The sequence below is a fragment of the Bradyrhizobium sp. Kon69 genome, assembly GCF_055807515.1.
In genome coordinates this window covers 86,013-112,857 of sequence record NZ_JBVVOS010000004.1, presented here as the reverse complement: position 1 = coordinate 112,857, position 26,845 = coordinate 86,013, and the positions used below count along the sequence as shown (strand labels likewise).

At 64.3% G+C, this 26,845-nt stretch carries 23 protein-coding genes; 11 read left to right on the top strand and 12 right to left on the bottom strand.

The genetic code is table 11. The features are described from left to right. Window positions 1-60: 60 nt before the first annotated feature. Window positions 61-1,251 carry a urate hydroxylase PuuD gene (locus AC0L3U_RS06945; protein ID WP_473361180.1) on the bottom strand — a complete coding sequence of 397 codons (1,191 nt, stop codon included), beginning with the start codon at window positions 1,249-1,251 and terminating at the stop codon, window positions 61-63. 246 nt (window positions 1,252-1,497) lie between these two features. Between AC0L3U_RS06945 and AC0L3U_RS06940 the strand changes: the two genes are divergently transcribed. Continuing rightward, window positions 1,498-2,829 (top strand): PQQ-dependent sugar dehydrogenase, encoded by a 1,332-nt coding sequence (locus AC0L3U_RS06940; RefSeq protein ID WP_473361179.1) that lies wholly within the window; start codon window positions 1,498-1,500, stop codon window positions 2,827-2,829. 192 nt (window positions 2,830-3,021) lie between these two features. Here AC0L3U_RS06940 and AC0L3U_RS06935 read toward each other — a convergent pair whose 3' ends face one another. From AC0L3U_RS06935 to AC0L3U_RS06925, 3 genes are read right to left on the bottom strand one after another with little or no spacing between them, the layout of a single operon-like run. Next, entirely contained in the window at window positions 3,022-3,822 is an 801-nt protein-coding gene (locus AC0L3U_RS06935; protein ID WP_473361178.1) for an SDR family NAD(P)-dependent oxidoreductase, read from the bottom strand. 1 nt (window position 3,823) lies between these two features. Beyond that, complete coding sequence (locus AC0L3U_RS06930; protein WP_473361177.1) at window positions 3,824-4,378, bottom strand: carboxymuconolactone decarboxylase family protein; 555 nt, start codon at window positions 4,376-4,378, stop codon at window positions 3,824-3,826. A gap of 14 nt (window positions 4,379-4,392) precedes the next feature. After that, window positions 4,393-5,205, bottom strand: coding sequence for an SDR family NAD(P)-dependent oxidoreductase (locus tag AC0L3U_RS06925; RefSeq protein WP_473361176.1), 813 nt, complete (start codon window positions 5,203-5,205; stop codon window positions 4,393-4,395). A 233-nt stretch (window positions 5,206-5,438) separates the two neighbouring features. Between AC0L3U_RS06925 and AC0L3U_RS06920 the strand changes: the two genes are divergently transcribed. From AC0L3U_RS06920 to cyoD, 4 genes are read left to right on the top strand one after another with little or no spacing between them, the layout of a single operon-like run. Beyond that, entirely contained in the window at window positions 5,439-6,272 is an 834-nt protein-coding gene (locus tag AC0L3U_RS06920) for a cytochrome ubiquinol oxidase subunit II family protein (RefSeq protein ID WP_473361175.1), read from the top strand. After that, window positions 6,262-8,262: a cytochrome o ubiquinol oxidase subunit I gene (cyoB, locus tag AC0L3U_RS06915; protein WP_473361361.1), complete on the top strand. Its 2,001-nt coding sequence runs from the start codon at window positions 6,262-6,264 to the stop codon at window positions 8,260-8,262. Before AC0L3U_RS06920 ends, cyoB begins: the two co-directional genes overlap by 11 nt. After that, a complete protein-coding gene (locus AC0L3U_RS06910) occupies window positions 8,262-8,903 on the top strand; it encodes a cytochrome (ubi)quinol oxidase subunit III (RefSeq protein WP_473361174.1) in 642 nt (213 codons plus the stop codon). Before cyoB ends, AC0L3U_RS06910 begins: the two co-directional genes overlap by 1 nt. Then, a complete protein-coding gene (gene cyoD / locus AC0L3U_RS06905; protein ID WP_018457172.1) occupies window positions 8,900-9,289 on the top strand; it encodes a cytochrome o ubiquinol oxidase subunit IV in 390 nt (129 codons plus the stop codon). The genes AC0L3U_RS06910 and cyoD overlap by 4 nt, the downstream gene beginning before the upstream one ends. Window positions 9,290-9,506: 217 nt before the next feature. On the opposite strand, the gene AC0L3U_RS06900 is transcribed toward cyoD, so the two are convergent. Beyond that, on the bottom strand, window positions 9,507-10,295 hold the full coding sequence (locus tag AC0L3U_RS06900) for a thermonuclease family protein (RefSeq protein ID WP_473361173.1): 789 nt from the start codon (window positions 10,293-10,295) through the stop codon (window positions 9,507-9,509). A gap of 196 nt (window positions 10,296-10,491) precedes the next feature. On the opposite strand from AC0L3U_RS06900, the gene AC0L3U_RS06895 reads away from it, so the two are divergent. The 4 genes from AC0L3U_RS06895 to AC0L3U_RS06880 all read left to right on the top strand — a co-directional run bounded on the left by AC0L3U_RS06895 (window position 10,492) and on the right by AC0L3U_RS06880 (window position 15,445). Beyond that, a complete protein-coding gene (locus tag AC0L3U_RS06895) occupies window positions 10,492-12,090 on the top strand; it encodes a GMC family oxidoreductase (protein WP_473361172.1) in 1,599 nt (532 codons plus the stop codon). 7 nt (window positions 12,091-12,097) lie between these two features. After that, entirely contained in the window at window positions 12,098-12,547 is a 450-nt protein-coding gene (locus tag AC0L3U_RS06890; RefSeq protein ID WP_473361171.1) for a gluconate 2-dehydrogenase subunit 3 family protein, read from the top strand. A 91-nt stretch (window positions 12,548-12,638) separates the two neighbouring features. After that, entirely contained in the window at window positions 12,639-13,658 is a 1,020-nt protein-coding gene (locus tag AC0L3U_RS06885; protein ID WP_473361170.1) for a S1C family serine protease, read from the top strand. Window positions 13,659-13,717: 59 nt separating this feature from the next. Next, entirely contained in the window at window positions 13,718-15,445 is a 1,728-nt protein-coding gene (locus tag AC0L3U_RS06880) for an FAD-dependent oxidoreductase (protein ID WP_473361169.1), read from the top strand. Between the two features lie 140 nt (window positions 15,446-15,585). Here the strand turns inward: AC0L3U_RS06880 and AC0L3U_RS06875 are convergent, their stop codons facing one another. Further along, window positions 15,586-19,062: an indolepyruvate ferredoxin oxidoreductase family protein gene (locus tag AC0L3U_RS06875; protein ID WP_473361168.1), complete on the bottom strand. Its 3,477-nt coding sequence runs from the start codon at window positions 19,060-19,062 to the stop codon at window positions 15,586-15,588. A 692-nt stretch (window positions 19,063-19,754) separates the two neighbouring features. Between AC0L3U_RS06875 and AC0L3U_RS06870 the strand changes: the two genes are divergently transcribed. Further along, the gene (locus AC0L3U_RS06870; protein WP_473361167.1) at window positions 19,755-20,456 is read left to right on the top strand and encodes a cysteine hydrolase family protein; all 702 of its coding nucleotides are present in this window, start codon (window positions 19,755-19,757) and stop codon (window positions 20,454-20,456) included. 10 nt (window positions 20,457-20,466) lie between these two features. Next, a complete protein-coding gene (locus tag AC0L3U_RS06865; RefSeq protein ID WP_473361166.1) occupies window positions 20,467-22,122 on the top strand; it encodes a regulator in 1,656 nt (551 codons plus the stop codon). On the opposite strand, the gene AC0L3U_RS06860 is transcribed toward AC0L3U_RS06865, so the two are convergent. The 6 genes from AC0L3U_RS06860 to AC0L3U_RS06835 form a co-directional block, all read right to left on the bottom strand. Further along, entirely contained in the window at window positions 22,123-22,947 is an 825-nt protein-coding gene (locus AC0L3U_RS06860) for a carbohydrate ABC transporter permease (protein WP_473361165.1), read from the bottom strand. After that, window positions 22,944-23,882 carry a carbohydrate ABC transporter permease gene (locus AC0L3U_RS06855; protein ID WP_473361164.1) on the bottom strand — a complete coding sequence of 313 codons (939 nt, stop codon included), beginning with the start codon at window positions 23,880-23,882 and terminating at the stop codon, window positions 22,944-22,946. The genes AC0L3U_RS06860 and AC0L3U_RS06855 overlap by 4 nt, the downstream gene beginning before the upstream one ends. Continuing rightward, entirely contained in the window at window positions 23,879-25,201 is a 1,323-nt protein-coding gene (locus AC0L3U_RS06850) for an ABC transporter substrate-binding protein (RefSeq protein ID WP_473361163.1), read from the bottom strand. Before AC0L3U_RS06850 ends, AC0L3U_RS06855 begins: the two co-directional genes overlap by 4 nt. Before the next feature lie 78 nt (window positions 25,202-25,279). Next, on the bottom strand, window positions 25,280-26,059 hold the full coding sequence (soxA, locus tag AC0L3U_RS06845) for a sulfur oxidation c-type cytochrome SoxA (protein ID WP_473361162.1): 780 nt from the start codon (window positions 26,057-26,059) through the stop codon (window positions 25,280-25,282). Continuing rightward, window positions 26,056-26,373, bottom strand: a complete 318-nt coding sequence (soxZ, locus tag AC0L3U_RS06840; RefSeq protein ID WP_473361161.1) for a thiosulfate oxidation carrier complex protein SoxZ — start codon at window positions 26,371-26,373, stop codon at window positions 26,056-26,058. Before soxZ ends, soxA begins: the two co-directional genes overlap by 4 nt. Then, entirely contained in the window at window positions 26,373-26,840 is a 468-nt protein-coding gene (locus AC0L3U_RS06835; RefSeq protein ID WP_473361160.1) for a SoxY-related AACIE arm protein, read from the bottom strand. Before AC0L3U_RS06835 ends, soxZ begins: the two co-directional genes overlap by 1 nt. Window positions 26,841-26,845 lie beyond the last annotated feature (5 nt).

Sequence of the window (26,845 nt, the reverse complement as noted above, 5' to 3'; positions counted from 1 at the left end):
AAATCGGCGGGACATGCGGAAAATTCATTCCGCGAAACGCGATACCGACGCGCGATGGCGTCAGCGCGCCTGCTCGATATAGGCGGCGAGGATGGCGCGTTCCTCGCTGGTCATCTCGGTGATGTTGCCCGGCGGCATGGCGTTGGACCAGGCGGCGACGCGGCCGATCAGGCGGATGTTGCGATGGATGTGCTCGGGCGCGTCGAGCAAGATGCCCTTCGGCGCGGTGACGATGCCGGCCCAGACCGGCTCGGTCGCATGGCACATGCTGCAGCGGGACATCACGATCTCCTCAACATTGGCAAGCGTCGGCTGCGCCGGCAGCGCGCTTGTCTTGACCTCGCGCGGGCCGGCCGCCGAGAGGAAGAGGATCGCGATCACGCCCGCCGCTGCGATGCCCCACACCCACCACGGCGATTTGCGTCCGGCATGCCCCTCGTTGAAGAAGTGCCGGATCACGGGGCCGAGCGCCAGGATGATGGCGACGATGATCCAGTTGAAGCGGGTGGCATAGAGCAGGGGATAGTGGTTGCTGATCATCAGCACGACCACGGGCAGCGTCAGATAGTTGTTGTGGACCGAGCGCTCCTTGCTAGTCTTGCCGAGCTTTGGATCGGGCGCCTGTCCCGCGATCAGGGCGGCTGTGATCTTCTTCTGGTTCGGGATGATCAGCGCGAAGACGTTGGCGACCATGATGGTGCCGATGATCGCCCCGATCTGGTTGAAGGCGCCGCGCCCGCTCAGCACGTGGGTGAAAGCATAGGTCAACGCCACCAGGAACAGATAGCCGCCGAGGGCGAAGGGCAGCTCGCGCTGCGCCAGCCCGGTGCGGCAGGCGGCTTCATAGAGCAGCCAGGCGAGTGCGAGGCTGCAGAGGCTGAACAGGCCGGCCTGGAATGGCGTGAGGTCGAGGATCGACTTGTCGACCAGGAACAGATCGGCCTCGAGATAATACACCACCACCATCAGCGCGAAGCCGGACAACCAGGTGGTGTAGGCCTCCCATTTGAACCAGGTCAGCTCGTCCGGCATCTGGGCGGGCGCGACCAGATATTTCATGATCCGGTAGAAGCCGCCGCCATGGACCTGCCAGGCCTCGCCCTGCACGCCGTCCGGCAGCTTGCTGTCAGGCCTGAGGCTGAGGTCGAGGGCGATGAAATAGAAGGAACTGCCGATCCAGGCGATCGCGGCGACCACGTGCAGCCAGCGGAGCAGCAGGCTCGCCCATTCCGATATGATGGATCCCCACATGATCACCCCAACAGATGCGACCCCAATGCCGCAGCCTTGATGACCGCAACCGGCGGTCCCGCCCTTACCTTGCCCTTACAATGTGTCGCACCGATCAGCCGCATTTTCCAGTACGATGGGCTGCGGCTGATGCACATCGTGCGGGCATGAGCTGACGTGGGATTCGGCAGGCATTTGACCTGTCGCAGAACGTTTGCGCGTCGATCGACGTTGATGCGCCCGACGTAACGGCCGGGAGGAAACGACGTGAGGAATAGGATTTCGTTGGTGGCGATGTCCGCGGGGTGGCTGGTCGCGGTCACGAGCTGCGCCCAGGCGGAGCCGGTGCTGCAGGGCAAGGACGCCTACGGCGATTGGCAGGCCGACAAGCCCGGCACAGTCAGGTTGATCCGGCCGCAGGATCTGGTCAGGCCCGGCGCCACCCGGTCGGTTGCGAGTTCGTCGCGCGTGGTGCCGCGCCCGCCGGAGGGGGCGCTTCAGGTCCCGGCCGGCTTCAAGATCGAGCTGTTCGCAGAGGGCCTGCGCGCCCCGCGCATCGTGCGCGTGGCGCCGAACGGCGAGGTCTTCGTCGCGGAGACGCGCGCGGGCACCATCCGCGTGTTGCGCGCCGGCGACGGCGGCAAGGCCGCGACCAACGAGGTTTTCGCTGCCGGACTGCGGCAGCCGTTCGGCATCGCCTTTTTCCCGAACGGCGACAATCCGCAATGGGTCTATGTCGCCAACACCGACAGCGTCGTCCGCTTTCCCTATCAGGCCGGCGATCTCAAGGCGCGTGGCAAGGCGGAGACGATCGTCGCAAGCCTGCCCCACGACGGCGGTCATTCCACCCGCGACATCGTCTTTACGCCCGACAACAAGCGCATGCTGGTGTCGGTCGGCTCGCTCAGCAACGTCGCCGAGGGCATGGGCACGCCGCCGGGTGGCGTGGAAGCCTGGTCGAAGGCGCAGCCGCTCGGTGCGGCCTGGGCTAGCGAGACCGAGCGCGCCACGGTGCTCGCCTTTACCCCCGAAGGCAAGGAGCGGAAGATCTACGCCACCGGAATCCGCAACTGTGTCGGGCTCGCGGTCCAGCCGCAGACCGGGCTGCCCTGGTGCTCGACCAACGAACGCGACGGGCTCGGCGACGATCTCGTGCCTGATTACGTCACCAGCGTGAAGGAAGGCGCGTTCTACGGCTGGCCATGGTTCTATATCGGCGGCAACGAAGACCCGCGCCACGCCGGCGCGCGGCCGGACCTCAAGGACAAGGTGACGGTGCCTGATGTGCTGGTGCAGCCGCACTCCGCCTCGCTCGGCATGGCCTTCTATCAGGGCACGCAGTTTCCGTCCGAATACCAGGGCGATGCTTTCGCGGCCGAGCACGGCTCCTGGAACAGGTCGAAGCGCACCGGCTACAAGGTGATCCGAATCCGGATGAAGGATGGCAAGCCGACCGGCGAGTATGAGGATTTTGTCACGGGATTCGTGGTGAGCGACACCGAGGTGTGGGGGCGGCCGGTCGGTGTTGCCGTGGCGAAGGACGGATCGCTGCTGGTGTCGGAGGATGGCAACGGGACGATCTGGCGGGTGAGCCGCTAGCCTCGCCACGGTGGAGGTGCACCCTCGCCCCTTGTAGGAGAGGGTGGCTCGCCGCGCAGCGGCGGGACGCGTGAGGAGTTCTATCGGCGAGTCACTTCGCTACTTGAGTTCGTGGATGCAACCCCTCATCCGGCGCTTCGCGCCACCTTCTCCCGCAAGGGGAGAAGGGAAGACGCACTGCGCTTGCGGAGCTCACCCCCGTCGCACACTCGCTCCGCCATCCACCGGCAACGTCACACCCGTGATGAAATTCGCCTCGTCCGACGCCAGGAACAGCGCGGCATTCGCGACGTCCCACCCCGTGCCCATCTTCCTGCGCAGCGGCACCTTGCTGTCGCGCTCGGCTTCGACTTCGGCGCGGGTCTTGTGCCATTCGCGGGCGCGGGTGTCGACGGCCATCGGTGTGTTCATCAGGCCCGGCAGGATGACGTTGGCGCGGATGCCGTATTCGGCGTTCTGGTAGGCGAGCTGTTCGGTGAAGGCGATCATCGCCGACTTCGTCGCCTTGTAGGCGACGTAAGGGTAGGTGGTGATCGCCGCCATCGAGGAGATGTTGATGATCACGCCGCTGTTCTGCGCGCGCATGATCGGGATCACCTCTTTCGCCGCCAGAATGCAGCTCTTCAGATTGATGGCGACGACGCGGTCGAAGGCCTCCTCGGTGATTTGCAGCAGCTCGGCGTCGCCGCCGGACAGGCTGACGCCGACATTGTTGTGCAGCACGTCGATCCGGCCCCAGCGCGCCTGCGCCTCCGCGACCATCGCCTTGATATCGGCGATCTTGGTCACGTCGGCCCTGAACGCCGCGGCGGTGCCATGCTTCGCGGCGATCATGGCGGCGGTCTCCTGCGCCGATTCCAGATGATGATCGACGCAAAGCACCTTGGCACCCTCGCGCGCTAAGGTCAGCGCCGTCGCGCGGCCGTTGCCCATGCCTTCGCCGGGGCTCTGGCCGGCGCCCACGACGACCGCAACCTTGTCCTTCAAGCGCATGTCAGTTCACTCCCGGGATCGGGTACTTCTGGAGTACCTCTTTGTAATATGGCTCGTTGTCGATCTTCATGGTGGCGAGCACGCGCACCACGCCGCAATAGAAAGCGATGGTCAGCACGAGGTCGACCATGTGTTCGTCCGAGAGATGCTGCTTGATCTCGGCAAAAGTCGCATCCGACATCGCGAGTTCGCGTACCATCTCGCGGGCACCTTTCAGGATCGCCTTGACCTGTGGCTCGAGCGTCGAGGGCTTGCCCTCGGTCTCAGCCATCAGGCCGGCGATGTCATCATCGGTGACGCCGAACTCCCTGCCGATCTTCACGTGATGAGTGAACTCGTATTCCGATTTCTCCATCCAGCCGACCTGGAGGATCGCAAGCTCGCGCAGGCGCGGGTCGAGCTTGCTCTTGAAGCGGATGTAGCCGCCGATGCCGTTGAAGGCGCGCGCCATCTCCGGCGAATTGACCAGCAGCTTGTGCAGATTGGTGTTGCGCTTGAGCATGTCGCGATATTCGGGTGCGACCTGGTCGGCCTCGAGATAGGGCAGGCGAGCCATCCCTGATGTTCCTTTCAGTGTTCTTGTGATTCACGTTCGGGCGCTTGCAGCGTCACGCCGCCGTCCACCACCAGCACCTGGCCGGTGATGTAGCGCGCAAAATTGCTGAGCAGGAATTTGACGGCATGGCCGACGTCCCAGCCGGTGCCTTCCGTTTTCAGCAAAGACGCCTTGGCCCGCTGGGCGCGGGCCTGCTCGCTCATGCCGCGGCCATAAACCATCGGGGTGTACATCGGCCCGGGGCAGATGCAATTGACGCGGATATTGTCGCCCCCGTGATCGACCGCCATTGCGCGGGTGAGACCGATGATGGCGGCCTTCGATGTCGTGTAGCTCGTGAGTCCGCGCGGCCGCAGCGCCGAGATCGAGGAGATGTTGACGATCGCGCCCCCCTTGGCGGTCTTGATCATTGCGGGGATCGCGTGCTTGGAGAGCAGGAACATGCTCTCGACATTGACCTGCATGACGCGGCGATATCGCTCGGGGGCTTCATCGACCACGCTGCCGCGGCTGCCGATGCCGACATTGTTGTCGAGGAAATCGATCCGGCCCCAGCGGTCGAGCGCGGCTTCGACCAGTGTCTTGCAATCGGTCTCGCTGGTGACCTCGCCGCCATGAGCCGCGGCCGCGCCGCCTTCGGCTGCGATCATCTCCACGGTGCGTTCGGCGAGCTTGAGGTTGCGATCGGCCACCAGCACTTTGGCGCCGGCGCGAGCGAGTAGAATTGCGGCGGCGCGGCCGTTGCCAATGCCGTCGCCCACAGCGCCGCCGCCGCTGACCAGCGCCACCTTGCCGGCGAGACCGGAATCGTCCTCGGGCCCCTGCATGTCGTTTCATCCCAAATATTTTCGTGCAGTCTAGCAATCGCGCGGAGCGGCGAGAAGGGCCGGGCTCCCGCTTTCATGTCATTGACATCGCATGGAATTGCATGCCGCCGCACGAGAAGGGCGAACGATCGACCCGCGCCGTTAGGAACCGACCTCACGCGATCGCGTTTGTTGCGGAGCCTTTCCCGCGCTAGGCTCTGTCCCGGGGCTTCCCAACCGCCAGTGGCTTGCCGATGAATCTGCTCGATCCACAAGGGCCTGTGGCTGCGGCCAACAGCACCATCCTGGTCGATTCCGTCTTCATCATGCTCGCGATCGTGGTCCCGACCATTTTTGCGATTTTGGCCTTTGCGTTCTGGTTTCGCGCCTCGAATCCCAAAGCAAAGTTTCAGCCCGACTTCGTCTATTCCGGGCGGGTGGAGATGGTGGTGTGGGCGATCCCCGCGCTCACCGTGATCCTGCTCGGCGGCGTCGCCTGGATCGGTTCGCACCAGCTCGATCCCGCGGCACCCGTGCCGGGCACCGGCAGTCCGGTCCGCATCCAGGCCGTCTCGCTCGATTGGAAATGGCTGTTCATCTATCCGGACCAGCGCATTGCCACCATCAACACGCTGACGGTGCCGGCCGGCGCCGAACTGAATTTCCAGCTGACGTCCTCGAGCGTGATGAACACCTTCTTCATCCCGCAGCTCGGCAGCATGATCTACACCATGAACGGCATGGTGACGAAGCTGAACCTGCGCGCCGATAACGAAGGCAAGCTGCAGGGACTGTCGGCGCACTTCTCCGGCGACGGCTTTCCGGACATGATGTTCGACGTCAACGTGATCTCGCCGCTCGCGTTTCCGGATTGGGTGGCGACCACGGCGAAGAGCGATGCCGTCCTCAATGAGGACAGCTACAAGAAGCTGATGCAGCAGGGCATCGAGAAGGGCAGGCCGACCTACAGGCTCGATGATCCCCGACTGTTCGACCTGATCGCGACCCAGCACATTCCGCCGGGACCGGGGCCGGAGCTCGCATCCGAAGCAGGCCGGTCGCACAGTGGAGGCCATGATGCTCGGTAAGCTCGATTGGTCGGCGATCCCGTTCGACCAGCCTATACCGCTGATCGCGGGCGCCGTGGTGCTGGTCGGGATTCTCGCCGTGCTGGCCTGGGTCGTGGTGAAGGGGCATCTGCCGTATCTCTGGCACGAGTGGATCACCAGCGTCGACCACAAGCGGATCGGCGTGATGTACATCCTGCTGGCCTCGGTGATGCTGCTGCGCGGCGGCAGCGACGCCATCATGATGCGAATCCAGCAGGCGGTGGCCTTCCAGTCCCAGGGCTATCTGCCGCCGGAGCACTACAACCAGATATTCTCCGCGCACGGCACCATCATGATCTTCTTCGTGGCGATGCCGTTCGTGATCGGACTGATGAATCTCATCGTGCCGCTCCAGCTTGGCGTGCGGGATGTCGCGTTCCCGACGCTCAATTCGGTCGGCTTCTGGCTGACCGCGACCGGTGCGCTGCTGGTCAATCTCTCGCTCGTGATCGGCGAGTTCGCCCGCACCGGCTGGCTCGCCTTTCCGCCGCTGTCGGAGCTGTCCTACTCGCCGGGCGTCGGCGTCGATTATTACGCGTGGTCGCTGCAGATCTCCGGCGTCGGCACGTTGGTTGCCGGCATCAACCTCGTAACGACGGTGCTGAAGCTGCGCACCAAAGGCATGAACTATCTGCGTATGCCGATGTTCTGCTGGACCACACTGGCCTCGAACCTCCTGATCGTCGCGGCTTTCCCGATTTTGACTGCCACCCTCGCGATGCTGCTACTCGACCGCTATCTCGGCTTCCACTTCTTCACCAATGAGGCCGGCGGCAATGTCATGATGTTCATGAACCTGATCTGGGCCTGGGGGCATCCCGAGGTCTACATTCTGGTGCTGCCGGCCTTCGGCATCTTCTCCGAGGTGGTCTCGACCTTCTCCGGCAAGGCGCTGTTCGGCTATCGCTCGATGGTGCTGGCGACCATGGCGATCTGCGTCATCTCCTTCATGGTCTGGCTGCATCACTTCTTCACGATGGGCGCGGGCCCCGACGTCAACGCCATCTTCGGCATCGCCAGCATGATCATCGCGATACCGACCGGGGTGAAGATCTACAACTGGCTGTTCACGATGTATGGCGGCCGCATCCGCTTCGAGACGCCGATGCTGTGGTCGATAGGCTTCATGGTCACCTTCATCATCGGCGGATTGACGGGCGTGCTGGTCGCGGTGCCGCCGGCCGATTTCATCCTCCACAACAGCATGTTTCTGGTCGCGCACTTCCATAACGTCATCATCGGCGGCGTGCTGTTCGGCGCCTTCGCCGGCTTCGAGTACTGGTTCCCCAAGGCGTTCGGCTTTCGCCTCGACGACCGCTGGGGCAAGCTCGCGTTCTGGTTCACTTTCCTTGGCTTCTACGTCACCTTCATCCCGCTCTACGTCGCCGGCATGCTCGGCATGACGCGGCGCATGCAGCACTACGACGTCGCGGCGTGGCGGCCCTGGATGCTGGTTGCAGCCGTCGGCATGGCCGTGCTGACGATCGGCGTGATCTGCCAGATCGTGCAGATCGTGGTCAGCATCCGCAACCGCGAGGCCCTGCGCGACCGTACTGGCGATCCCTGGGACGGTCGCTCGCTGGAATGGGCGACCTCATCGCCGCCACCCGTTTTCAACTTCGCTTTCAATCCCGATGTGCGCGGCGAGGATGCCTACTGGGATCTGAAGACCCATGCCAAGCAGCAATCCCTCGATCATGACGCGCCCGAGTATCATGACATCGAGATGCCCAGGAACTCACCGACCGGGTTCGTCTGCGCGTTCTTCGCTACGGTCATGGGCTTTGCGCTGATCTGGCACATCTGGTGGATGGTGATTTTGGGGGGCATCGGAGCGTTCGCGACCTTCGTCGTGTTCGCCTGGCGTGACCATGACGAATACGTCATTCCGGCCGAGGAGGTCGCGGCGATCGATCGTGTCAATCTCGAGGAGCGGCGTAGCCTCGTCAGCATGGCGGGGACAGTCTGATGTCAATGACCGCGACCGCCGGCCGTGCGCACGCCGATCCCCATCACATCGGGCTCGTCATCGAGCATCCTGGCCCCGCGCCGAAGCGCATCGTGACCGCCTATGGCTTCTGGATCTTCCTGCTCTCCGACATCGTGATGTTCTCCTGCTTCTTTGCGGCCTACGCGGTGCTAGCCGACCAGACCGCCGGCGGCCCGAAGGGTTCGGAGATATTCGAGCAGCGGAACGTCGCGATCGAGACTGTCTGCCTGCTGCTGTCGAGTTTCACGTGCGGCATGGCGAGCATCGCAGCCGATGTGCGCAACCGGTTCTGGTTCTATCTCGGGATGGCGGTGACGTGTTTGCTCGGCCTCATCTTTCTCGTCATTGAGTTTCGCGAATTCGCTGATCTCGTTGCCCGCGGCTATGGCCCATCGCGCAGCGCTTTCCTGACCTCGTTCTTCTCGCTGGTCGGCTGCCACGGCCTCCACGTCTCGGCAGGCATATTGTGGCTGCTCACCATGATGGCCCAGGTCTTCGCAAAGGGTTTTCGTGCCGACGTGCTGCGCCGGATGATGTGTTTTGCGTTGTTCTGGCATGCGCTCGACATCGTCTGGGTCGGAGTCTTCTCCGTCGTCTATTTGCTTGGGAGTGGCGTATGAGCGATCAGACGCATATGCCGGCCGGCCATGACCTTGCGCCGGGCGATGAGGAGCAACACAGCGTTGGGACGCGTATCCTCGGCTACGTGGTCGGTCTTGTCCTCGCGCTGCTGCTGACGGCGACCTCGTTCTTTATCGCCGGCACGGATCTGGTCTGGCAGCCTTCGATTCCCGTCGCGCTAATCGTGCTGGCGATCGCGCAGATGGGCGTGCACCTCGTGTTCTTCCTGCACATCACCACCGGCCCTGACAACACCAACAACGTGCTGGCGCTGGCCTTCGGACTGCTGGTCGTGTTCCTGGTGGTCGGTGGTACCGTCTGGATCATGGCGCATCTGAATGCGAACATGCCGGCCATGGATCAGATCATGCCGATGCGCCGCTAAGGGCGCACAAAAAAGAAGAGCCGCTTGTTGTGACAAGCGGCCCAAGTCTAGGGAGGAAACGCCCGAGCAAAGCAATCGGGCCGGAGCCGGATTGCCGCCAAGGAAACGCTCGCGCAAAGCGCTTGCGTACGCTTACAAATGCAGCAACTCCCGATAGAGTTCAATTCCGGATGAATACTGTCTCCGGCTGCCGCTCACGGCTGCGTGATGGGCGTCGTTATTTCGGCCGCCGGCAATTGTAGGCCTTGCGGAAGCCCGCAGCCTGGGCGTCGTCCTCAGAGCAGAACCAGCGGTCCGGCCTGGTGGTCGCGGGGTAGCTCGGACAGCCCCGTAAATGGTAGATGCCGATATTGCCGGTCACGCGCGCGCGGACCGCAAGCTTGCCCTTGATGCCACAGCTCGGCGGCATCGTCGGATCCTCAGGAAACAACACCGCGCGAATCTCCTTGTCGCGGTCGGTGCGACAGGCGGCGCCCAGGAGCGCGCCGTCCTTCTTGCCGGTGCGGAATTCTTGCGGTGCAACAAAGCAGCCCTTCCAGATTCCGGCCGAGCTTGATTTCGCGTCGGCCGCGGCCGACTTGACGTTCGCCTTGACCGGCTCGCGAGCAATGGCATAGCCGAGCTTGACCAGCTGCTCGTTCAAGCTGGTCTTGTCGCCCTCGGCCGTGCAGATCGCGCGGTGTCGCTTGCCAAAACTCTTTTCGGGTCCGACATCGTCGCAACGCACCGATCGCTTGCCAATCAGCTTGGCGAGCTGGTCGCGGGCCTCGATGCCGCAGGTCCAGGGATCGGCGTGATCGTCGATGCAGACCTGGTCCAGCTCGGGTGCGTCGACGCCGTCGAGGCGATAGGTGACGTCGCCGAGCTGGATGGCGTTGCCGTCGCGGACCGTCGCGGCGGCGGTCAGCGCCGAGGCGGGGCCGGAGGTGCCCAGAAATCCGGACAGGGCGAGAAGGAAAACGAGCGCAAAAGCGCGGGCGCTGGCAAAGGATTTTCGGAAGGACATAAGGTCTCGCTATCGATGGCTCGTGCGCCTTGTTCCTAGCATCCGGATGTGGCGATACCAATGGTCTGCGCCCCGCGAAGTGCGACATTCCGGCCTCCTGGCTTTACTCAGCCGTAGCTCTGATCCTATCGTTCGCCGGCCTTGCGGAGCGGAGGCCGAATCGCCCGGGAAGCGGCGAAGGGAGGAAAATTTCGCGATGAAAGATCCCGTGGACGTCCTGATCATCGGCGCCGGCGCCTCAGGCGCGGCGGTGGCGTGGTCGCTGGCCGAGACCAAGATGCATATTCTCTGCCTGGAGCAGGGCGGCTGGATGAACCCGGCGGAATATCCCAGCACGGGCCGGGACTGGGAGGCCAAGTTCTACGGTGAGTGGTCGTCGAGCCCCAACGTCCGCGGGCGGCCCGAGGACTATCCGATCAACGACGACGATTCGCCGATCAAGGTCGTCAACTACAATGCGGTCGGTGGCTCGACGGTGATGTACACCGCGCACTGGCCGCGGCTGCATCCCTCCGATTTCAAGGTGAGGACGCTCGACGGCGTCGCCGACGACTGGCCGATCGACTACGACGCGCTGACCCCGTTCTTCGAAGAGAACGACCGGATGATGGGCACCTCCGGCTTGTCGGGCGATCCGCTCTCACCGCTGACGCATCCGCCGATGCCGCCACAGCCGATGGGGTTGTCCGGTGCGATCATCGGCAAGACCATGAACAAGCTCGGCTGGCACTGGTGGCCGTCGGATACGACGGTCGCGACCATGGACTACGAGGGCCGCGCGCGATGCATCAACCTCGGCCATTGCACGCCGGCCTGCGCGCAGGGCGCAAAATCCTCGACCGACATCACCTATTGGCCGCACGCGGTCCGCGCCGGAGTCGAGCTGCGTACGCACTGCCGGGTGCGCGAGATCACCACCGACGAGAACGGCATGGCCACCGGCGTGGTCTATTACGACAAGGACGGCGTCGAGCAGTTCCAGCCGGCGCATGTCGTGATCATCGCCTGCAACGGCGTCGGCACGCCGCGGCTGCTGCTGAATTCGGCGTCGAACCGCTTTCCGAACGGGCTTGCCAATTCGTCTGGCCTCGTCGGCAAGAACCTGATGTTCCATCCTTATGCGCAGATCTACGGCTACGTAAAAGAGCCGACCGATAGCAACCGCGCGCCGCCGACCTGCCTGTGGAGCAAGGAATGGTATGACACGGACCTCTCGCGCGGCTTCGTGCGCGGCTATGGCGTTCAGTTCGTGCGCGGCGCGGGGCCGGTGTTCGAGGCTGTCGTCAGCGAGCAGAAGGGGATATTGCCGTGGGGCGCCGATCATCACCGCATCTTCCGCAAGCTCAACGGCCACCGGCTCGGCTTTTCCGCGATCTGCGAGGACCTGCCGGAGGAGCATAACCAGGTTACGCTCGATCCGGTCTTAAAGGACGGCCACGGCATTCCCGCGCCGAAGATCAATTACACGATCAGCGAGAACAGCCGGAAGATGATGGAGCATGCGCTGGCGCGCGGGCGGGAGATTCTCGAAACCGCCGGGGCGAGCGACATCTGCGTCAACTCGCCGATCCCGTGGGGCGGCTGGCATCTGCTCGGCACGGCACGCATGGGCACCGACCCCGAACGCTCCGTCGTCAACGAATGGGGCCGCTCGCACGACGTCAAGAATCTCTTCATCGTCGATGGCAGCATCTTCGTCACCTCGGGCGGCGTCAACCCGACGTCCACCATTCAGGCCCTCGCGCTCTACATCGCCGACCAGATGAAGCAGCGCCTCGCCAATTTGTTCGATTGAGGCCGACATGTCCGCAGACAATCAACTGACACGCAGCCAGCGCGACGACCTCCGCGCTATCGCCGCGATGATCGTTCCCGCCAGCGATGAGTACAAGGTGCCCGGCGCCGACGACCCCGCGATCCAGGCTGACATGCTGGCGACGCTGGGGCGTGACGCCAAATTGGTGGCGGCGGCGCTCGACCATCTGGCGCGGCTCGCGGGCCAACCGTTCGCCGAGCTCGATGCGGCCAGGCGCGATGCGGTGGCGCAGGAGTTTCGCAGTTCCGGCGGCGCGGCTGCCGCGACGCTCGTCCGCGTGGTGCTGCAATGCTACTACCGCGACGACCGTGTGCTGCGCTCGCTCGGGCTCGAGCTACGCGCGCCGTTCCCCCTGGGTTACGTGCTGCCGGATGGCGACTGGTCGCTGCTGGACCCGGTCAAGGCAAGGGCGGGCACGCTGCGACGGGCACCCTAGCCACCTGGGCAGTCCAGCCTTGCACCCCGGGCGGGTCCCTTGCGCCTAAAGGAGCAGGCCACCATCTGTGTGAGCCTCAAGGACTCCTACCATGTTGGATTTTACTTCAGACATCGTCGATGACGCCGCGTCATCGCGGGCGACAGCGGCTGTCCCGGACAATGACCGGGACCTGCTGGACGCCTATTCCAATGCCGTCATCGACGTGACCGACCGCGTCGGTCCTGCCGTCGTGCGCGTCGAGACCGGACCAAAAGTGCCGAACGGCCGCGAGCGCGGCGGGCTCGGCTCGGGCATCGTGATCTCGCCGGACGGACTCGTGCTCACCAATAGCCACGTGGTCGGCTCGTCGAAGGAGATCCGGCTGCGCGACGTCGAGGGCCATGTCGGCGACGCCCGGGTGCTCGGTGTCGATCCCGACACTGATCTTGCGCTGCTTCGCGCCAACGGGGTGCGTGACTTGCCCTATGCGGCGCTCGGCAACTCCAAGACCTTGCGGCGCGGCCAGCTCGTCATCGCGATCGGCAACCCGCTCGGCTTTGAATCGACCGTTACCGCCGGGGTGGTCTCGGCGCTCGGGCGCTCGATCCGCTCGGTCAGTGGCCGCACCATAGAGGACGTGATCCAGACCGATGCTGCGCTCAACCCCGGCAATTCGGGCGGGCCGCTGGTGTCGTCGAATGCCGAGGTGATCGGCATCAACACCGCGATCATCAATGGCGCGCAAGGCATCTGCTTTGCGGTCGCCAGCAACACCGCGCAATTCGTGCTGTCGGAGATCATCCGCCACGGCTATGTCCGCCGCGCCTATATCGGCGTGGCCGGCCAGACGGCGCCGATCCCGCGGCGGCACGCGGTGCTGGCCGGCGTCGAGAACAAGATGGGCGCGCTGCTGGCGCAGATCGAGCCGGACGGGCCGGCCGCGAAGGCGGGCCTGTTGTCCGGCGATGTCGTGATCGGCCTCGACGGCGTCGAGATCAACGGCGTCGACGATCTGATCCGTGTGCTCGATCGCGACCGGATCGGCCGGCGGCTGGCGATGGACGTGTTGCGGCTCGGCCGCCTGCGGGCGATCGACATCGACCCGGTCGAGCGCAAGCCGGCCCGCTAGCGTGTGGGCGCCGAAGCGGGGTATGACGGTGTCATGCCTCGCTTCGGGAACCCCGCCGCATGATGCCGGCGCATGAGACCTACGATGTCATCGTCGTCGGCGCCGGCGCCGGTGGCATGACGGCCGCGGCCGTCGCCGCCGCCGAGGGCCTGCGCGTGCTCGTGATCGAGAAGACCGCTTTCGTCGGCGGCACCACCGCATGGTCTGATGGCATGGTCTGGATCCCCGCCAATGCCAAAATGAAACAGGCGGGGCTCTCCGATAGCATCACGGACGCCGTGCAATATTTGTCGAACACGGTGCCGGAGCCCGCCAATGCGGGCCTCCGCGCCGCTTTCCTCGCGCGCGGACCGGAGGCGGTCGCCTATCTCGAAGTCAACACGCAAGTGCGCCTCCAGCCGGTGAAAGCCTGTCCGGACTATTATCCGGAGCGGCTGGGCGCAACGCTGGGCGGGCGCGTGCTCGAGCCGGTCGTCTTCGACGGCACGCGGCTGGGCGCGCATTTCGCGCGGCTGCGCGCGCCGCTGCCGGAGTTCACGTTGTTCGGCGGGATGATGGTCAACCGCCTCGACATCCCGCATCTGCGCCGGGCCGGGAAATCGCTGCGCTCGACATTGCGTGCGACCCGGCTCGTTTTGGAGTATGCGTGGCAGCGGCTGCGCAGCCCGCGCGGCACGACGCTGCATCTCGGCAATGCGCTCGCCGCGCGGCTGTATGCCTCGCTGCTGGCCCGGCAGGTCGAGATCCTCTTCAGTGCGGACGTCGAAGGCCTGTCGATGCAGGGCGAGCGCGTCGGCGGTGTAATTATCCGTCATGGCTCGCGCGATCGCCTGATCGCGGCGCGTCGCGGCGTGGTGCTCGCGACCGGCGGCTTTTCGCATGACGTAACCTTGCGCAAGCGCTTCTTCCCACCCGCGGCCGGATTCATCTCGGCGACCCACGCGTCCGCTACGGGCGACGGGCTCCGCCTTGCGAATGCAACCGGCGCAGCGCTCAATACGGATGCGACGAGCCCGGCCTATTGGGTGCCGGCCTCGCTGTTCCGGCGCGCTGATGGAAGCCGCGGCGCTTTCCCGCACATGGTGACCGACCGCGCCAAGCCCGGCGTGATCGCGGTCAATGCGGCCGGCCGGCGCTTCGTCAACGAGGCACTGTCGTACCACGAGTTCGTTCTCGCCATGCTGCGTGACGGCAATGCCGAGCCGGAGCGGCCGTTCCACCTGATCTGCGACCGCCAGTTCCTGTGGAGCTACGGCCTCGGCCGCATCCAGCCGTTCACGCGCAATATCCGGCGCTATGCGGCGAGCGGCGAGTTGGCCGAGGCCGCTGATATCGCGCAGCTCGCAGCGAAGATCGGCATCAAGCCGTCGACACTCGCGGCGACCATCGCCAACTACAATTCCGATGCGAAGGAGGGCCGTGACCCGGAATTCGGTCGCGGCAGCACCATCTACCAGCGTCATCTCGGTGATATCAGTCACAAGCCGAACCCCTGCGTCGCGCCCATCCTCTGCGCGCCGTTCTATGCGATGCGGATCTATCCCGCCGATCTCGGCACGGCGATCGGCATGAAGGTGGATGCCCAGGCGCGCGTGTTGCGCGAGGACGACACGCCGGTCGCGGGCCTCTACGCCTGCGGCAACGACATGGGCTCGATCATGAACGGCAATTGTCCCGGGCCGGGGATTGCACTGGGGCCGGCGCTGACGTTCGGGTACATCGCAGGAAGGCATCTGGCGGAGGGGAGTGTGGCCGGCGCGAGTACTAGCGTGTCAGCCTCTGTCTAACCATCCTCTCCGCTGTCATGCCCCGCGAAGGCGGGGCATCCAGTACGCCGCGGCCTATCCGTATCCACGCTTGGCCTCTGGAATACTGGATCGCCCGCCTTCGCGGGCGATGACACCGAGAATGTAGCGCCAGTCTTCCGCTACTCCGCCGCCGCCGCAAAGCGGCTGTTCTCCAGTTCCGCTTCCAGCCGCGCCTTCTCCGTCGCCGCCAGCTTGATGTTAGCTTCCTTGACATGCCCGAAGCCGCGGATCGTCTCCGGCAGCCGCGCGAGCCTCGTCAGCAGCGGGATCTGCTCCGCTTTCAGCCCGGCGATACGCTGATCTATCATGTCGAGATAATCCGCGACCAGCTTCCGCTCGGTCCGGCGTTCCTCGGTGCGGCCGAACGGATCGAACGCGCCGCCGCGCAGGAATTTCAGCCTGGCCAGTACGCGGAATGCGTGGATCATCCAGCCGCCGAATTCCTTCTTCTGGAGATGTCCGGTGGTCTTGTCGCGCTGTGCGAAGATCGGGGGGGCCAGATAGAACTTCAGCTTGAAGTCGCCGTCGAATTTCTCTGAGACCTTCTTGGAGAAGCTGCCATCGGTGTAGAGCCGCGCGACCTCGTACTCGTCCTTGTAGGACATCAGCTTGAACAGGTTTTTCGCGACGGCCTCGGTCAGCTCCGTGGACGCGGGCGAGGCGGTTGCTTCCGCCTTGCGCACCTTGGCGACGGCGGCGAGGTAACGGTCGGCGTAGGCCTTGTCCTGATAGCCAGTCAGAAACTCGGCGCGCGTCGCGATGATGTCGTCGAGCGACTTCGTCGGCGCGGAGGCCCGACTCCTGAATTGCAGCACGCTGCGCACCCGCGACATGTCGTGGGCGGCGAGGCGTCCCCAGGTGAAGGCGAGCTTGTTCATCTCGATCGCGGCGCCGTTGATCTCGATGGCGCGGAGCAGCGCTTCCAGCGACAGCGGGATCGCGCCCTTCTGGAAGGCGAAGCCGAGCATGAAGGGATTTGTCGCAATCGAATCACCCATCAGCGCCGAGGCAATACCGGTGGCGTCGATGATGTCGAGGTTCTTGTCGCCGACAGCGTCGCGCAGCACCGTCTGCATCGCGCCCATCTCGAAATCGAGATCGGGATTTTGCACGAAGCTCGCGGTCGGCTGCAGGTCGGCGTTGATATACGCTTTCGTCGTTCCGCGTTCGGCGCGGCTGAGCGCGGAGGGACCTGCCGAGACGATCATGTCGCAGCCGAGGATGACGTCGGCGCCGCCGGTGGTGATCCGGACCGCGGAGATGTCTTCCGGCTTCGCGGCGATGCGCACATGGCTCATCACCGCGCCGTTCTTCTGCGACAGGCCAGTGAAATCCAGCGCCGAGCAGCCGCGGCCGTCGACATGGGCGGCCATGCCGAGCAGCGCGCCGATGGTGATGACGCCGGTGCCGCCGATGCCGGTCACGAGGATGTTGTAGGGGGCGTCGAGCTCACGCGCGGGGGGCAGCGGCAGGTCGGCAAACAACTGGCCTGAATCCACCGCCGAGGTCTTGATCCGCTTGAGCGTGCCGCCATGCACGGTGACAAAACTCGGGCAAAAACCCTCGACGCAGGAGAAGTCCTTGTTGCAGTTCGACTGGTCGATCTGGCGCTTGCGGCCGAACTCGGTCTCCAGCGGCTGCACCGAGACGCAGTTCGAGGCTTGCGAGCAATCGCCGCAGCCTTCGCAAACGAGCTCGTTGATGAAGGCGCGCTTGGCGGGATCCGGATACAGCCCGCGCTTGCGGCGACGGCGCTTTTCCGCGGCGCAGGTCTGGTCGTAGATGATGACCGTAAGACCCTTGATGTCGCGCAGCTCGCGCTGCACGGCGTCGAGCTCGCGGCGATGATGGACGGTCGCGCCTTGCGGGAAGTAGTTGGCGTCGGGGTATTTGGTCGGATCGTCCGAGACGATCGCGAGGCGCTTGACGCCCTCGGCCCAGACCTGATGCGCGATCTGGGCGACGTTGAAGGCGCCTTCGGCCGGCTGGCCGCCGGTCATCGCGACGGCGTCGTTGTAGAGGATCTTGTAGGTGATGCTGATGCCGGCGGCCGATGCCGCGCGAAGGGCGAGCAGTCCGGAATGGGTGTAGGTGCCGTCGCCGAGATTCTGGAAGATGTGCTGCTCGGTCGTGAAGGGCGCTTGCCCGATCCAGTTCACGCCCTCGGCGCCCATATGCGAGATCAGATCGGTGCGGCGGGTCGGCATGCTCAGGGCCATGCCGTGGCAGCCGATACCGGCCATGGCGCGGCTTCCCTCGGGCACGCGTGTCGAGGTGTTGTGCGGGCAACCCGAGCAGAAGAACGGCGTGCGGGCCAGTTTGATTTGCGCGGAGGCCGGAACAGGAGTGTCGAAGGCCTCGAGCCGGGCGAGGCGCTGCTCCAGCACCGGGCTGTGGTGGCCGAGCTTGCGCAGCCGCGCCACCAGCGCGGATGCAACGATAGTCGGCGTCAGCTCGCCCTCGCTCGGCAATAGCGGCGCGCCGCGCTCGTCGCGTTTTCCCGTCACGGTCGGGCGCCTGGACGCATCGATGTTGTAGAGGATGCGCATCAGCTGGTCTTCGATGAAGCCGCGCTTCTCCTCGACGACCAGCACGTCCTGAAGTCCTTCGGCGAAGCGCTTGGCCCCGCTTTCTTCCAGCGGCCAGGTCATCGCGACCTTGTAGATGCGCAGGCCGAGATCCTGCGCGTCCTTGTCGGTAATGCCCAGATCTGCGAGCGCCTGTCGCAGATCGAGATAAGCCTTGCCCGTCGCGACGATGCCGAGCCGTGCCGGCCTGGAGTCGAGTACGATGCGGTCGAGCTGGTTGGCACGCGCAAACGCCTGGACAGCGGCCATCTTCGGGCCGAACAGGCGTTTTTCGGCATCGAGCGGCGGATCGGGCCAGCGGATGTTGAGGCCGCCGGGCGGCATCTCGAAATCGTCGGGGAGCTTGATCTGGATGCGTTCGGGATCGCTGTAGATCGAGGCCGAACTCTCCACGGTTTCGCTGATCGCCTTGAAGCCGACCCAACAGCCGGAGAAGCGCGATAGCGCAAAACCGTAGAGGCCGAGGTCGAGATAATCCTGCAGCGTGGCGGGATTGATCACGGGGATCAGCGCTGCTGCGAAGACCTGCTCGCTCTGGTGCGCCAGTGTCGAGGATTGGCAGCCGTGGTCGTCACCGGCGAGCGCGAGCACGCCGCCATTGAGCGAAGTGCCGGCGGCATTCGCATGCTTGAGCGCATCCACCGAGCGATCAACGCCGGGGCCCTTGCCATACCAGATACCGAACACGCCATCGACCTTGGCACCGGGAAACAGACCGACCTGCTGGCTGCCCCAGACGGCGGTCGCCGCGAGGTCCTCGTTCAGGCCGGGGACGAAGGCGATGTCGTGCTGCTGGAGATGTTCCTTCGCGCGCCACAGCGCGTGGTCGTACATGCCGAGCGGGGAGCCGCGATAGCCCGAGATGAAGCCGCCGGTGTTGAGCCCCTGCAGCCGGTCGCGTTCGCGCTGCAACATGGGCAGCCGGACCAGCGCCTGCGTGCCGGACAGGAAGATCCGCTTCGATTCGAGCCGGTATTTGTCGTCCAGCTCGACCTGCATCAGCGTCATTTCAGGAGTCCTCGTCTCTTGTTCGGCTTTTATTCGACTTGGTATTCGACTTGGGGTTTGCGCTGCGGGAGGGAGGAGCGGCTGCGCGACGCGAATTGTGACAGTCAAAGGCATGGACAGACGAAGTCAATATCGCTGGCCGCATCCGTGGCGCTCCTGCTAGTCATGGCTTGCTTGCGGAGGACAGGATGGCTGCAAGCGCGTTCGATACCGAGTCATGGAGACGGCTGAGGCTCTGATCGAGCCGTGGCGCCACCCGCACCAGATGCTCCACGCAGAAGTATTGCGCGGCACGGCCGAAGGTCGCTCTACATGGCGACGCTGAATGCCTCTTGCGGACCTTACGGGGAGGAGTATCCGGCTGTATGGAGCGGGTCGCTCACGCCACCTTCGTCATTCCGGGGGGCGCGTAGCGCGAGCCCGGAAGCCATTTCACCACGTGTTTAGCCGCCCGATGGATTCCGGGTTCGACGCTTACGCGTCGCCCCGGAATGACGACAGGGAGCGCTCATCCTTTGGGCAAATGCACGTCGCAAAGCCGCCGCACAGCGAATAAGCAGACCTCGGCTTTTCCAATAACATTCTGACAGCGCAGTAAATTTTCCTGCGCCGTCGGCTTAGTCGCAATTGTACACAATGGCATGGCGCTTGCAGAACTCCTGGGGAGAGAGTTCTCGCGGGGGCCTTGAGTCATGTTGAACTCAACCAAGCCGACACTGGGTGTCATCAGCGCCGAGCCGGAGCCGGTCAAGCTCGACTGGCCCGCCACCGCGCTCCTCATCATCGACATGCAGCGCGACTTCATGGAGCCCGGCGGCTTTGGGGAGACGCTGGGCAACGACGTCAGCGAGCTCACGCGCGCGGTGAAGCCGATCGGTGCCGTGCTGAAGGCCGCGCGCGACACCGGCATGCTGGTGATCCACACGCGCGAGGGCCATCTGCCCGATCTCTCCGACGCGCCGCCGGCGAAAATCGAGCGCGGTGCGCCATCCTTGCGCATCGGCGACCCCGGTCCGATGGGGCGCATACTCATTCGCGGCGAGGCCGGCCACGACATCATTCCGGAGCTCTATCCGCTCGACAGCGAGATCGTGATCGACAAGCCCGGCAAGGGCGCGTTCTACGCCACCGAGCTCACCGACGTGCTGGAGAAATACGGCATCGAAAATCTGCTCGTGTGCGGCGTCACCACCGAAGTGTGCGTCAACACCACTGTGCGCGAGGCTAACGACCGCGGCTATCGCTGCGTCGTCATCTCGGACGGCTGCGCGTCCTACTTTCCTGAGTTTCACGAGATGGGCCTGAAGATGATCAAGGCCCAGGGCGGCATCTTCGGCTGGGTCGCAAGCTCAGCCGCGGTACTGGAGGCGATGAAGATTTCCACATCAGCGTAGGGGCATCACGATGAGCACAGGCACGACAGGGACGGCCGGCACCTCCGAGTTCAAGCCGGCACTATGGACACCGGGCGACTGGAACGCGTTTTTCGGCTTCGGCACCAACATCCTCGTCAACATGCTGGTGCTCACGGGCCTGTTGCGGTTCGTGTTGAAGATGCCTGACAGTCTCGTGTTCGGCCGCATCCTGCCCGCGCTCGGCCTGATGATGTGTCTCTCCACCTTCTACTACGCGTTCCTTGCCTATCGTCTGGCACAGAAGACCGGCCGCAACGACGTCTGTGCGCTGCCGTCAGGCGTCAGCGTGCCGCACATGTTCATCGTCACCTTCGTGATCATGCTGCCGATCACGATCAAGACCGGTGATCCGCTCAAGGGCTGGTCGGCAGGCCTGGTCTGGGTGTTCTTCCAGAGTTTTATTCTCATGATCGGCGGCTTTATCGCGCCTTTCATCCGAAAGATCACGCCGCGCGCGGCGCTGCTCGGCACGCTTGCGGGTGTCTCCGTCACCTTCATCTCGATGCGGCCGGCCCTCGAAATGTACATGACGCCGCAGATCGGTCTGGTCTGCTTCGCCATCATCCTGGTGAGCTGGTTCGGCGGCGTGAAATATTGGCGCGGCATTCCCGCCGGTCTCGTTGCGATCGCGGTGGGCATGGTCATCGCCTGGGGCTCGAACCTGTTCGGCCTCGGTCTCGGTGGACTGAGCGTCAAGGGCGTCGGTGATGCCTTCGCGAATTTCGGCTTCTCGGTGCCGATCCCGGCGGTGGGCTACGTCTTCTCCGGTTTCGAATTCCTCGGAATCATCCTGGTCACCGCCATTCCGTTCGGCATCTATGATCTCGTCGAGGCCATGGACAATGTCGAGAGCGCGGAAGCCGCCGGCGACGAATATCCGACCACGCGCGTGCTCACTGCCGACGGAATCGTCAGCCTGATCGGCTGCCTGATGGGCAATCCCTTCATCAACGCCGTCTATATCGGCCATCCCGGCTGGAAGGCGATGGGCGGCCGCATCGGTTATTCGGCTGCGACCGGCATCATGGTGGTGGTGCTGGCCTGGTTCGGCATCATCTCGGTGCTGCTGGCGCTGGTGCCGGTCGTCGCGATCTCGCCCATCCTGCTCTATATCGGCATGCTGATCGGCGCGCAGGCGTTCCAGACCACGCCGGTCAAGCACGCGCCCGCGATCGTGCTGGCACTGACGCCGCATCTTGCCGCGTGGGCCAAGCTCCAGATCGACACGATGTTGGGCTCGACCATGAACGCGGCTGCGACCGTCGGCGGAATGGCCGCCGACAAGGCCGACGCGGTCAAGGCGGCGGCGATCGCCGCCTTGCCGCAGCAGGGCGTGTTCTATCACGGGTTAGAAGTGATGGGCGGCGGCTCCATCCTCGGCGGCCTGATCCTGGGTGCGATCGGCGTCTTCATCATCGAGCGCGACTTCGAGAAGGCCTCGGCGTTTGCGCTGGTTGGTGCGATCCTGACCTACTTTGGTTTCATGCACGGCGAAGCCGTCGGCATCGGCGGCGGCTTTGGCGTCACGCCCGCGGTCGCGTTCGCCTATGCCGTGATGGCCGCCGGTCTGTTCGCGGCCACCAGGCTCGGCGCGGGCGAGCCCTATATGCCGCATGCGGACATGCACGCGGCACCGGCGGAGTAGCTACCCGCCCTTGACGGCACCAGCGGTGAGCCCGGCGACGATCTGTCGCTGGGCGAACACCGTCAGCAGCAGCACCGGCAGGGTGACGATCAGCGCGGCGGCCGCGAGCGGCCCCCAGCTCAACTGGTCGAACGAAATCATGTTGTAGACGGCGACCGGCAGGGTGCGGGTCTCGCGTCCGGCCAGCACGATGCCGAAGACAAAATTGTTCCAGGAGAAGATCACGGCCAGGATGAAGGCCACCGCGATGCCGGGCTTGGCGATCGGCAGCGCGACATGGCGGAAGACCTGCCAGCGCGTGGCGCCGTCGATCAGGGCTGCTTCTTCCAGTTCCATCGGCGTCGTCTCGAAATAGCCGATCATGATCCAGATCACGATCGGCACCGTGACCACGAGGTGGATGATGATCTGCGGCACCAGCGTGCCGAGCAGGCCTAGCCACTGGAACATCAGAAACAGCGGGATCAGATAGGACAGGCCCGGCGTGATACGGGCGATCAGGATGACGATCGCGGATTTGTGCGCGGCCATTCGCGCGATGCCGTAACCGGCGGGAACACCGACCAGCAGCGCAAGCAGCGTCGCGCTCCCTGTCACGATCAGGCTGTTGATGAAATACGTCAGGAAGCGGTTGGAAGCGAGCACGTCGGCATAGTTTTTCCAGGCGACATGCTCGGGAATGAACACCGGCGGGTAGGCGGCGTTGTCGATCTCGAATTTGAGCGACAGCGACAGCATCCAGAGGAAGAACAGGATTGCAGGGGACACGATGACGAACACCGAGAACCACAGGCCGATCTTGCCGATGATCTGACGTGGGGTCATGTGCCGCTCGCGATCTCGGTCCACAGCATGCGCTGGCGCGCATAAAGCATCACCGCCGCAAGCAGAACGATCAGCAGGAAGAACACGACCGCGATCGCCGAGCCGTAGCCGAGGTCGTAATAGGAGAAGGCGACGCTGTAGAGATAGATGTTGATCGTCTCCGACGCCGATCCCGGTCCGCCCTGCGTGATCGCGAAAATGATGTCGAAGCTCTTCACGGCGTCGATCATGCGGATCATGCCGGCGATGAACAGGAACGGCATGATCAGCGGCAGGGTGATGAAGCGGAATACCTGCCAGATGCTGGCGCCGTCGATCTGTGCACTTTCATAAGGCTCGGTCGGGATCGCGGCCAGGCCGCCGAGCACGATCAGCATGACCAGCGGCGTCCATTGCCAGGTCTCGACCAGCACGAGCGAGGGAATGACGGTCGCGGGATGGAATACCCAGAGCTGCGCTGGGATTCCGACGAGTGACAGCAGATAGTTCAGTACGCCGAGCTGCGGGTGGAACATCATGGTCCAGACTAGCGCGATCGCCACCGGCGTCGCCATCATCGGCATGATGAAGACGCCGCGCAGAAAGCCGCGGCCGGGGAATTTCTGGTGAAACACCACGGCCGCAAACGTGCCGAGCACGAGCGGCAGCAGCACGGAGAGTATGGTGTAGACCAGTGTATGTCCGACGGCCTCGATGAAGCGGGGATCGGTCGTCAGCCGCAGATAATTGGACAATCCAACGAAGGTGGTCGACGAGCCGACCTTCCACTCGTTCAGGCTCATCCAGATCGTGAAGACCCACGGAAAGATGATGATCGCGATCACGACGACCAGCGCCGGCACCACGAACGGCCAGTAGGACGGCGGCCGCAACTCCTTCTCCGGCGCGGCATCAGACTGTGCCGCGCCCGGAGTCGATTGTGTCAACGCACTCACGCCTTCTCGCTACGCTCCAGGATCGGCCGGTACTGATCGTTGGCCTTCTTCAGCTCGGCGGCGGGATCGGCGCCGGACAAGGTCGCAGTGACCGCGGCGCCGACGATGTCGCGGAATTCGGCGACCGGAATCACGACGGGCAGGCCCAGCTTGCTGATCTTGCCGGAATCGATCACCGATTGCAGCCACTCCTTGGTCTTGACGCCCTTCTGGACCTCGGCATCGCCAAGGATCGAGTTGCGGAACGGCACGCCGCCGCCGGCCTGCAGCAGCCGCGCTCCTTGCGTTTTCGAGACCACCCATTGGCAGAGCAGATAGGCGGCTTCCTTGTTCTTGCTCGCAGCGGCAACGCCGATGCCGTCGCCATAGGTCGAGGAATATTGCCCCTTGGGGCCGGCGGGCACGACGGTGTAGCCGACCTTGCCGACGACGCGCGAGGCGGCCGGATCTTCCAGCGGCGGCGCCCAGCCGACGCCGTCGATCCACATCGCGGATCGGCCTTGCGTGAACGAGGCCATCGACTCCATCCAGTTGAAGCCGGCGACGCCGGGTGGTGCCGATTTGGTCAGGAGCGTCTGATACAGCTTGGTTGCGGCAATGGCTTCCGGACCGTCGGTCAGGATGTTGCCCTTGGCATCGAGGAATTCCCCGCCATAGTTGAGGAAAAAGTTACTCCACATCGCCATGTTGGCGTTGCGCAAGCCGCGCCCGACAAAGCCATAGATGCCTTCCTTGGTGTCGGTGAGCTTCTCGGCGGCCGCAGCCATCTCGTCGAGGGTCTTGGGAATGGCGACGCCCTTCTTCGCGAACAGCTCCTTGTTGTAATAGAGGATGAAATAATCGACCGACCACGGCAGCGACAGCATCTGGCCCTTGTCGTTCCTGGCGTATTGCAGGCCGGCGGCCGAGAAGTCGCTCTCGACGAGATCGGGCGCGGTGAGCGCGGGGTCCTTCATGAAGGGCGTCAAGTCGGCGAGCCAGCCGGCCTTCTCGAACTGCCGCTTCTGCACGTGATAGCTGAGATGGACGACGTCGAAGCTCGGACGGCCCGAGGTGAACTCGATCACCACCTTCTGGCGCTGCTGCTGCTCGGGAATCTGCTCCGCTTCGACCTGGATGCCGGTGAGCTCGGTAAACTCCTTGACGTATTTTTGCAAATTGTCGCCGCGGGGCCCCTTGGCGAGGATCACCTCGAGCTTGGTCCCGGCGTATTTCTTCCAGTTCACCTCGGCGCGCGCCGGCAATCCCGTCAGGCTGAGCGCGCCAGCTGCGGCAGTGCCGGTCAAGAGCGTACGACGCGAGATTTTATGGTTGACCACTTTAGGTCCCTCCCTGTGACTCAATTTGGGCGGATACTAGCGGCCGTTATGCGTCTGCCTAGCCCTAATCTGTGGAATTCAGGGCCGCACGGCCGGCGTTTCCATCAGCAAGCCATGCGCTCGCGACATCAGATAGAGTTCGAGCGCGACCAGCTCGGGCGCGCCGAAATCATAGGCCTTGGCGCGGACACCCGTCATGCAACTGCGTAGCCGCCGCTCCAGCGATCCCAGCGTCTGCCATTCCAGGCGATAAAGCGGATAGCCGGTCGGCTGTCCCTGCGTGATCGGCGCGCCGGCAAGTCGCTTGTCGAAATTATCGTCGTGGCAATTGGTGCAGGCAAGATTGAGTTGGCCCTGGCGCTGCATGAAGAGGTCGCGGCCCTGTTCGACGAATGGCTTCAGTTGCGGATCGTCGCCGGTCGCGATCGCGATGCCGCGCGATTGGTGCGCGACGAAGGCGGACAGCGCCAGCAGGTCGCGACTCTCGTAGGGTAGCGGCGTTGCCTGCTGATGATTGCTGCGGCACAGATTGATGCGCTGGTCGAGCGTGACCGGGCGCGCCAGCGCCTTGTCGAAGGCGGGATAGCGCGCCGCGACGCCTTTCATGCTGCCGCGTGCATCGCCATGGCAATCCGCGCAGGCCTTGTCGGCGCTTCCGGTTCTCTTCGTCCATAACGCCTCACCGTCGAGCACGAACAGCATGCCGGGATTTGAGCTGTCGTCATCCTGCATCGCACGCGTGTCGGGCCCCATGAACGAATAGCCGGAGCGGCGCGCGTCCGGCGGAATCTCGCCGGCGAGCAGAGCAGGGGCGGTGGCGAGGAGTGCCGCGGCCGATATCGCGCGCCAAAAACTCATTCGACCGTGATCGATGCGGATGCGCTGGACGAATAGCCGTTGTCGCCGATCCATTCGAATTCGAACTTGCCGCTCTCCTTCGCGACCGTGAAGAACGACAGATAGGGATTGGCCGCGATCGCGGGGAAGAGATCGGCGCGAAAAATCTCGGTGCCGTTGTAGCGGCACGTAAAGCTCGTGATGATGTCGCGCGGGACCAGCGCCCCGTCCGCGGTGTGGCGGAAGCCGGTTTCCATGACGTGCGAGGTCAATGTGCGGATCTCGATGATTTCGCCGCGCCTGGCTTTCGCCGGAACGTTGATGAGCGCCGCCATCAATTCATCTCCTCGGTGCAGGCGGCCAGCGTCACGACGATTTCGGTCGTGACCTGCCAGAACGTGTCGTCGGAAAGACGCGCGATCGCCACCACCTTCTGGGTGTCGGCGAGGCGGATCCGGGTCGAGACCTGGGCGCGACCGGAGGAGGGGCCGAGATGGAAGTTGCCGATGTTCGGCTGCGGGTTCTTCTCGTTGAAGACGTGGATGCTCTTGACGTAGTCGTTCGCCGTCATCGGGCTCGCGACGCTCACGGTCAGCGGCACCGTGTTGCCGTTCTCGACCAGCGGCGGAATGTCGAGCTTCACCTTGCCGGTGCGAACTGGTGCTTCGCCGACGAAGTTGCGGATCGCGGCATTGAGCATCGCCGGTGTCGCCTCGAGCGACCGCAGCGTGACGATCGGGATCGTCCCGGCGACCGTCACGCTTCCGGCGAGATTGAGGAATTGTCGTCGCGTGGTTGGCATGAACA

Coding starts and splice junctions, on each gene's coding strand:
- AC0L3U_RS06900 (WP_473361173.1), bottom strand. CDS start 10,295: ATGTCCTTCCGAAAATCCTTTGCCAGCGCCCGCGCTTTTGCGCTCGTT.
- soxA (WP_473361162.1), bottom strand. CDS start 26,059: ATGAGTTTTTGGCGCGCGATATCGGCCGCGGCACTCCTCGCCACCGCC.
- AC0L3U_RS06945 (WP_473361180.1), bottom strand. CDS start 1,251: ATGTGGGGATCCATCATATCGGAATGGGCGAGCCTGCTGCTCCGCTGG.
- AC0L3U_RS06910 (WP_473361174.1), top strand. CDS start 8,262: ATGTCAATGACCGCGACCGCCGGCCGTGCGCACGCCGATCCCCATCAC.
- AC0L3U_RS06870 (WP_473361167.1), top strand. CDS start 19,755: ATGTTGAACTCAACCAAGCCGACACTGGGTGTCATCAGCGCCGAGCCG.
- AC0L3U_RS06885 (WP_473361170.1), top strand. CDS start 12,639: ATGTTGGATTTTACTTCAGACATCGTCGATGACGCCGCGTCATCGCGG.
- AC0L3U_RS06935 (WP_473361178.1), bottom strand. CDS start 3,822: ATGCGCTTGAAGGACAAGGTTGCGGTCGTCGTGGGCGCCGGCCAGAGC.
- AC0L3U_RS06875 (WP_473361168.1), bottom strand. CDS start 19,062: ATGACGCTGATGCAGGTCGAGCTGGACGACAAATACCGGCTCGAATCG.
- cyoB (WP_473361361.1), top strand. CDS start 6,262: ATGCTCGGTAAGCTCGATTGGTCGGCGATCCCGTTCGACCAGCCTATA.
- AC0L3U_RS06835 (WP_473361160.1), bottom strand. CDS start 26,840: ATGCCAACCACGCGACGACAATTCCTCAATCTCGCCGGAAGCGTGACG.
- AC0L3U_RS06895 (WP_473361172.1), top strand. CDS start 10,492: ATGAAAGATCCCGTGGACGTCCTGATCATCGGCGCCGGCGCCTCAGGC.
- soxZ (WP_473361161.1), bottom strand. CDS start 26,373: ATGGCGGCGCTCATCAACGTTCCGGCGAAAGCCAGGCGCGGCGAAATC.
- AC0L3U_RS06920 (WP_473361175.1), top strand. CDS start 5,439: ATGAATCTGCTCGATCCACAAGGGCCTGTGGCTGCGGCCAACAGCACC.
- AC0L3U_RS06925 (WP_473361176.1), bottom strand. CDS start 5,205: ATGCAGGGGCCCGAGGACGATTCCGGTCTCGCCGGCAAGGTGGCGCTG.
- cyoD (WP_018457172.1), top strand. CDS start 8,900: ATGAGCGATCAGACGCATATGCCGGCCGGCCATGACCTTGCGCCGGGC.
- AC0L3U_RS06890 (WP_473361171.1), top strand. CDS start 12,098: ATGTCCGCAGACAATCAACTGACACGCAGCCAGCGCGACGACCTCCGC.
- AC0L3U_RS06865 (WP_473361166.1), top strand. CDS start 20,467: ATGAGCACAGGCACGACAGGGACGGCCGGCACCTCCGAGTTCAAGCCG.
- AC0L3U_RS06930 (WP_473361177.1), bottom strand. CDS start 4,378: ATGGCTCGCCTGCCCTATCTCGAGGCCGACCAGGTCGCACCCGAATAT.
- AC0L3U_RS06860 (WP_473361165.1), bottom strand. CDS start 22,947: ATGACCCCACGTCAGATCATCGGCAAGATCGGCCTGTGGTTCTCGGTG.
- AC0L3U_RS06880 (WP_473361169.1), top strand. CDS start 13,718: ATGATGCCGGCGCATGAGACCTACGATGTCATCGTCGTCGGCGCCGGC.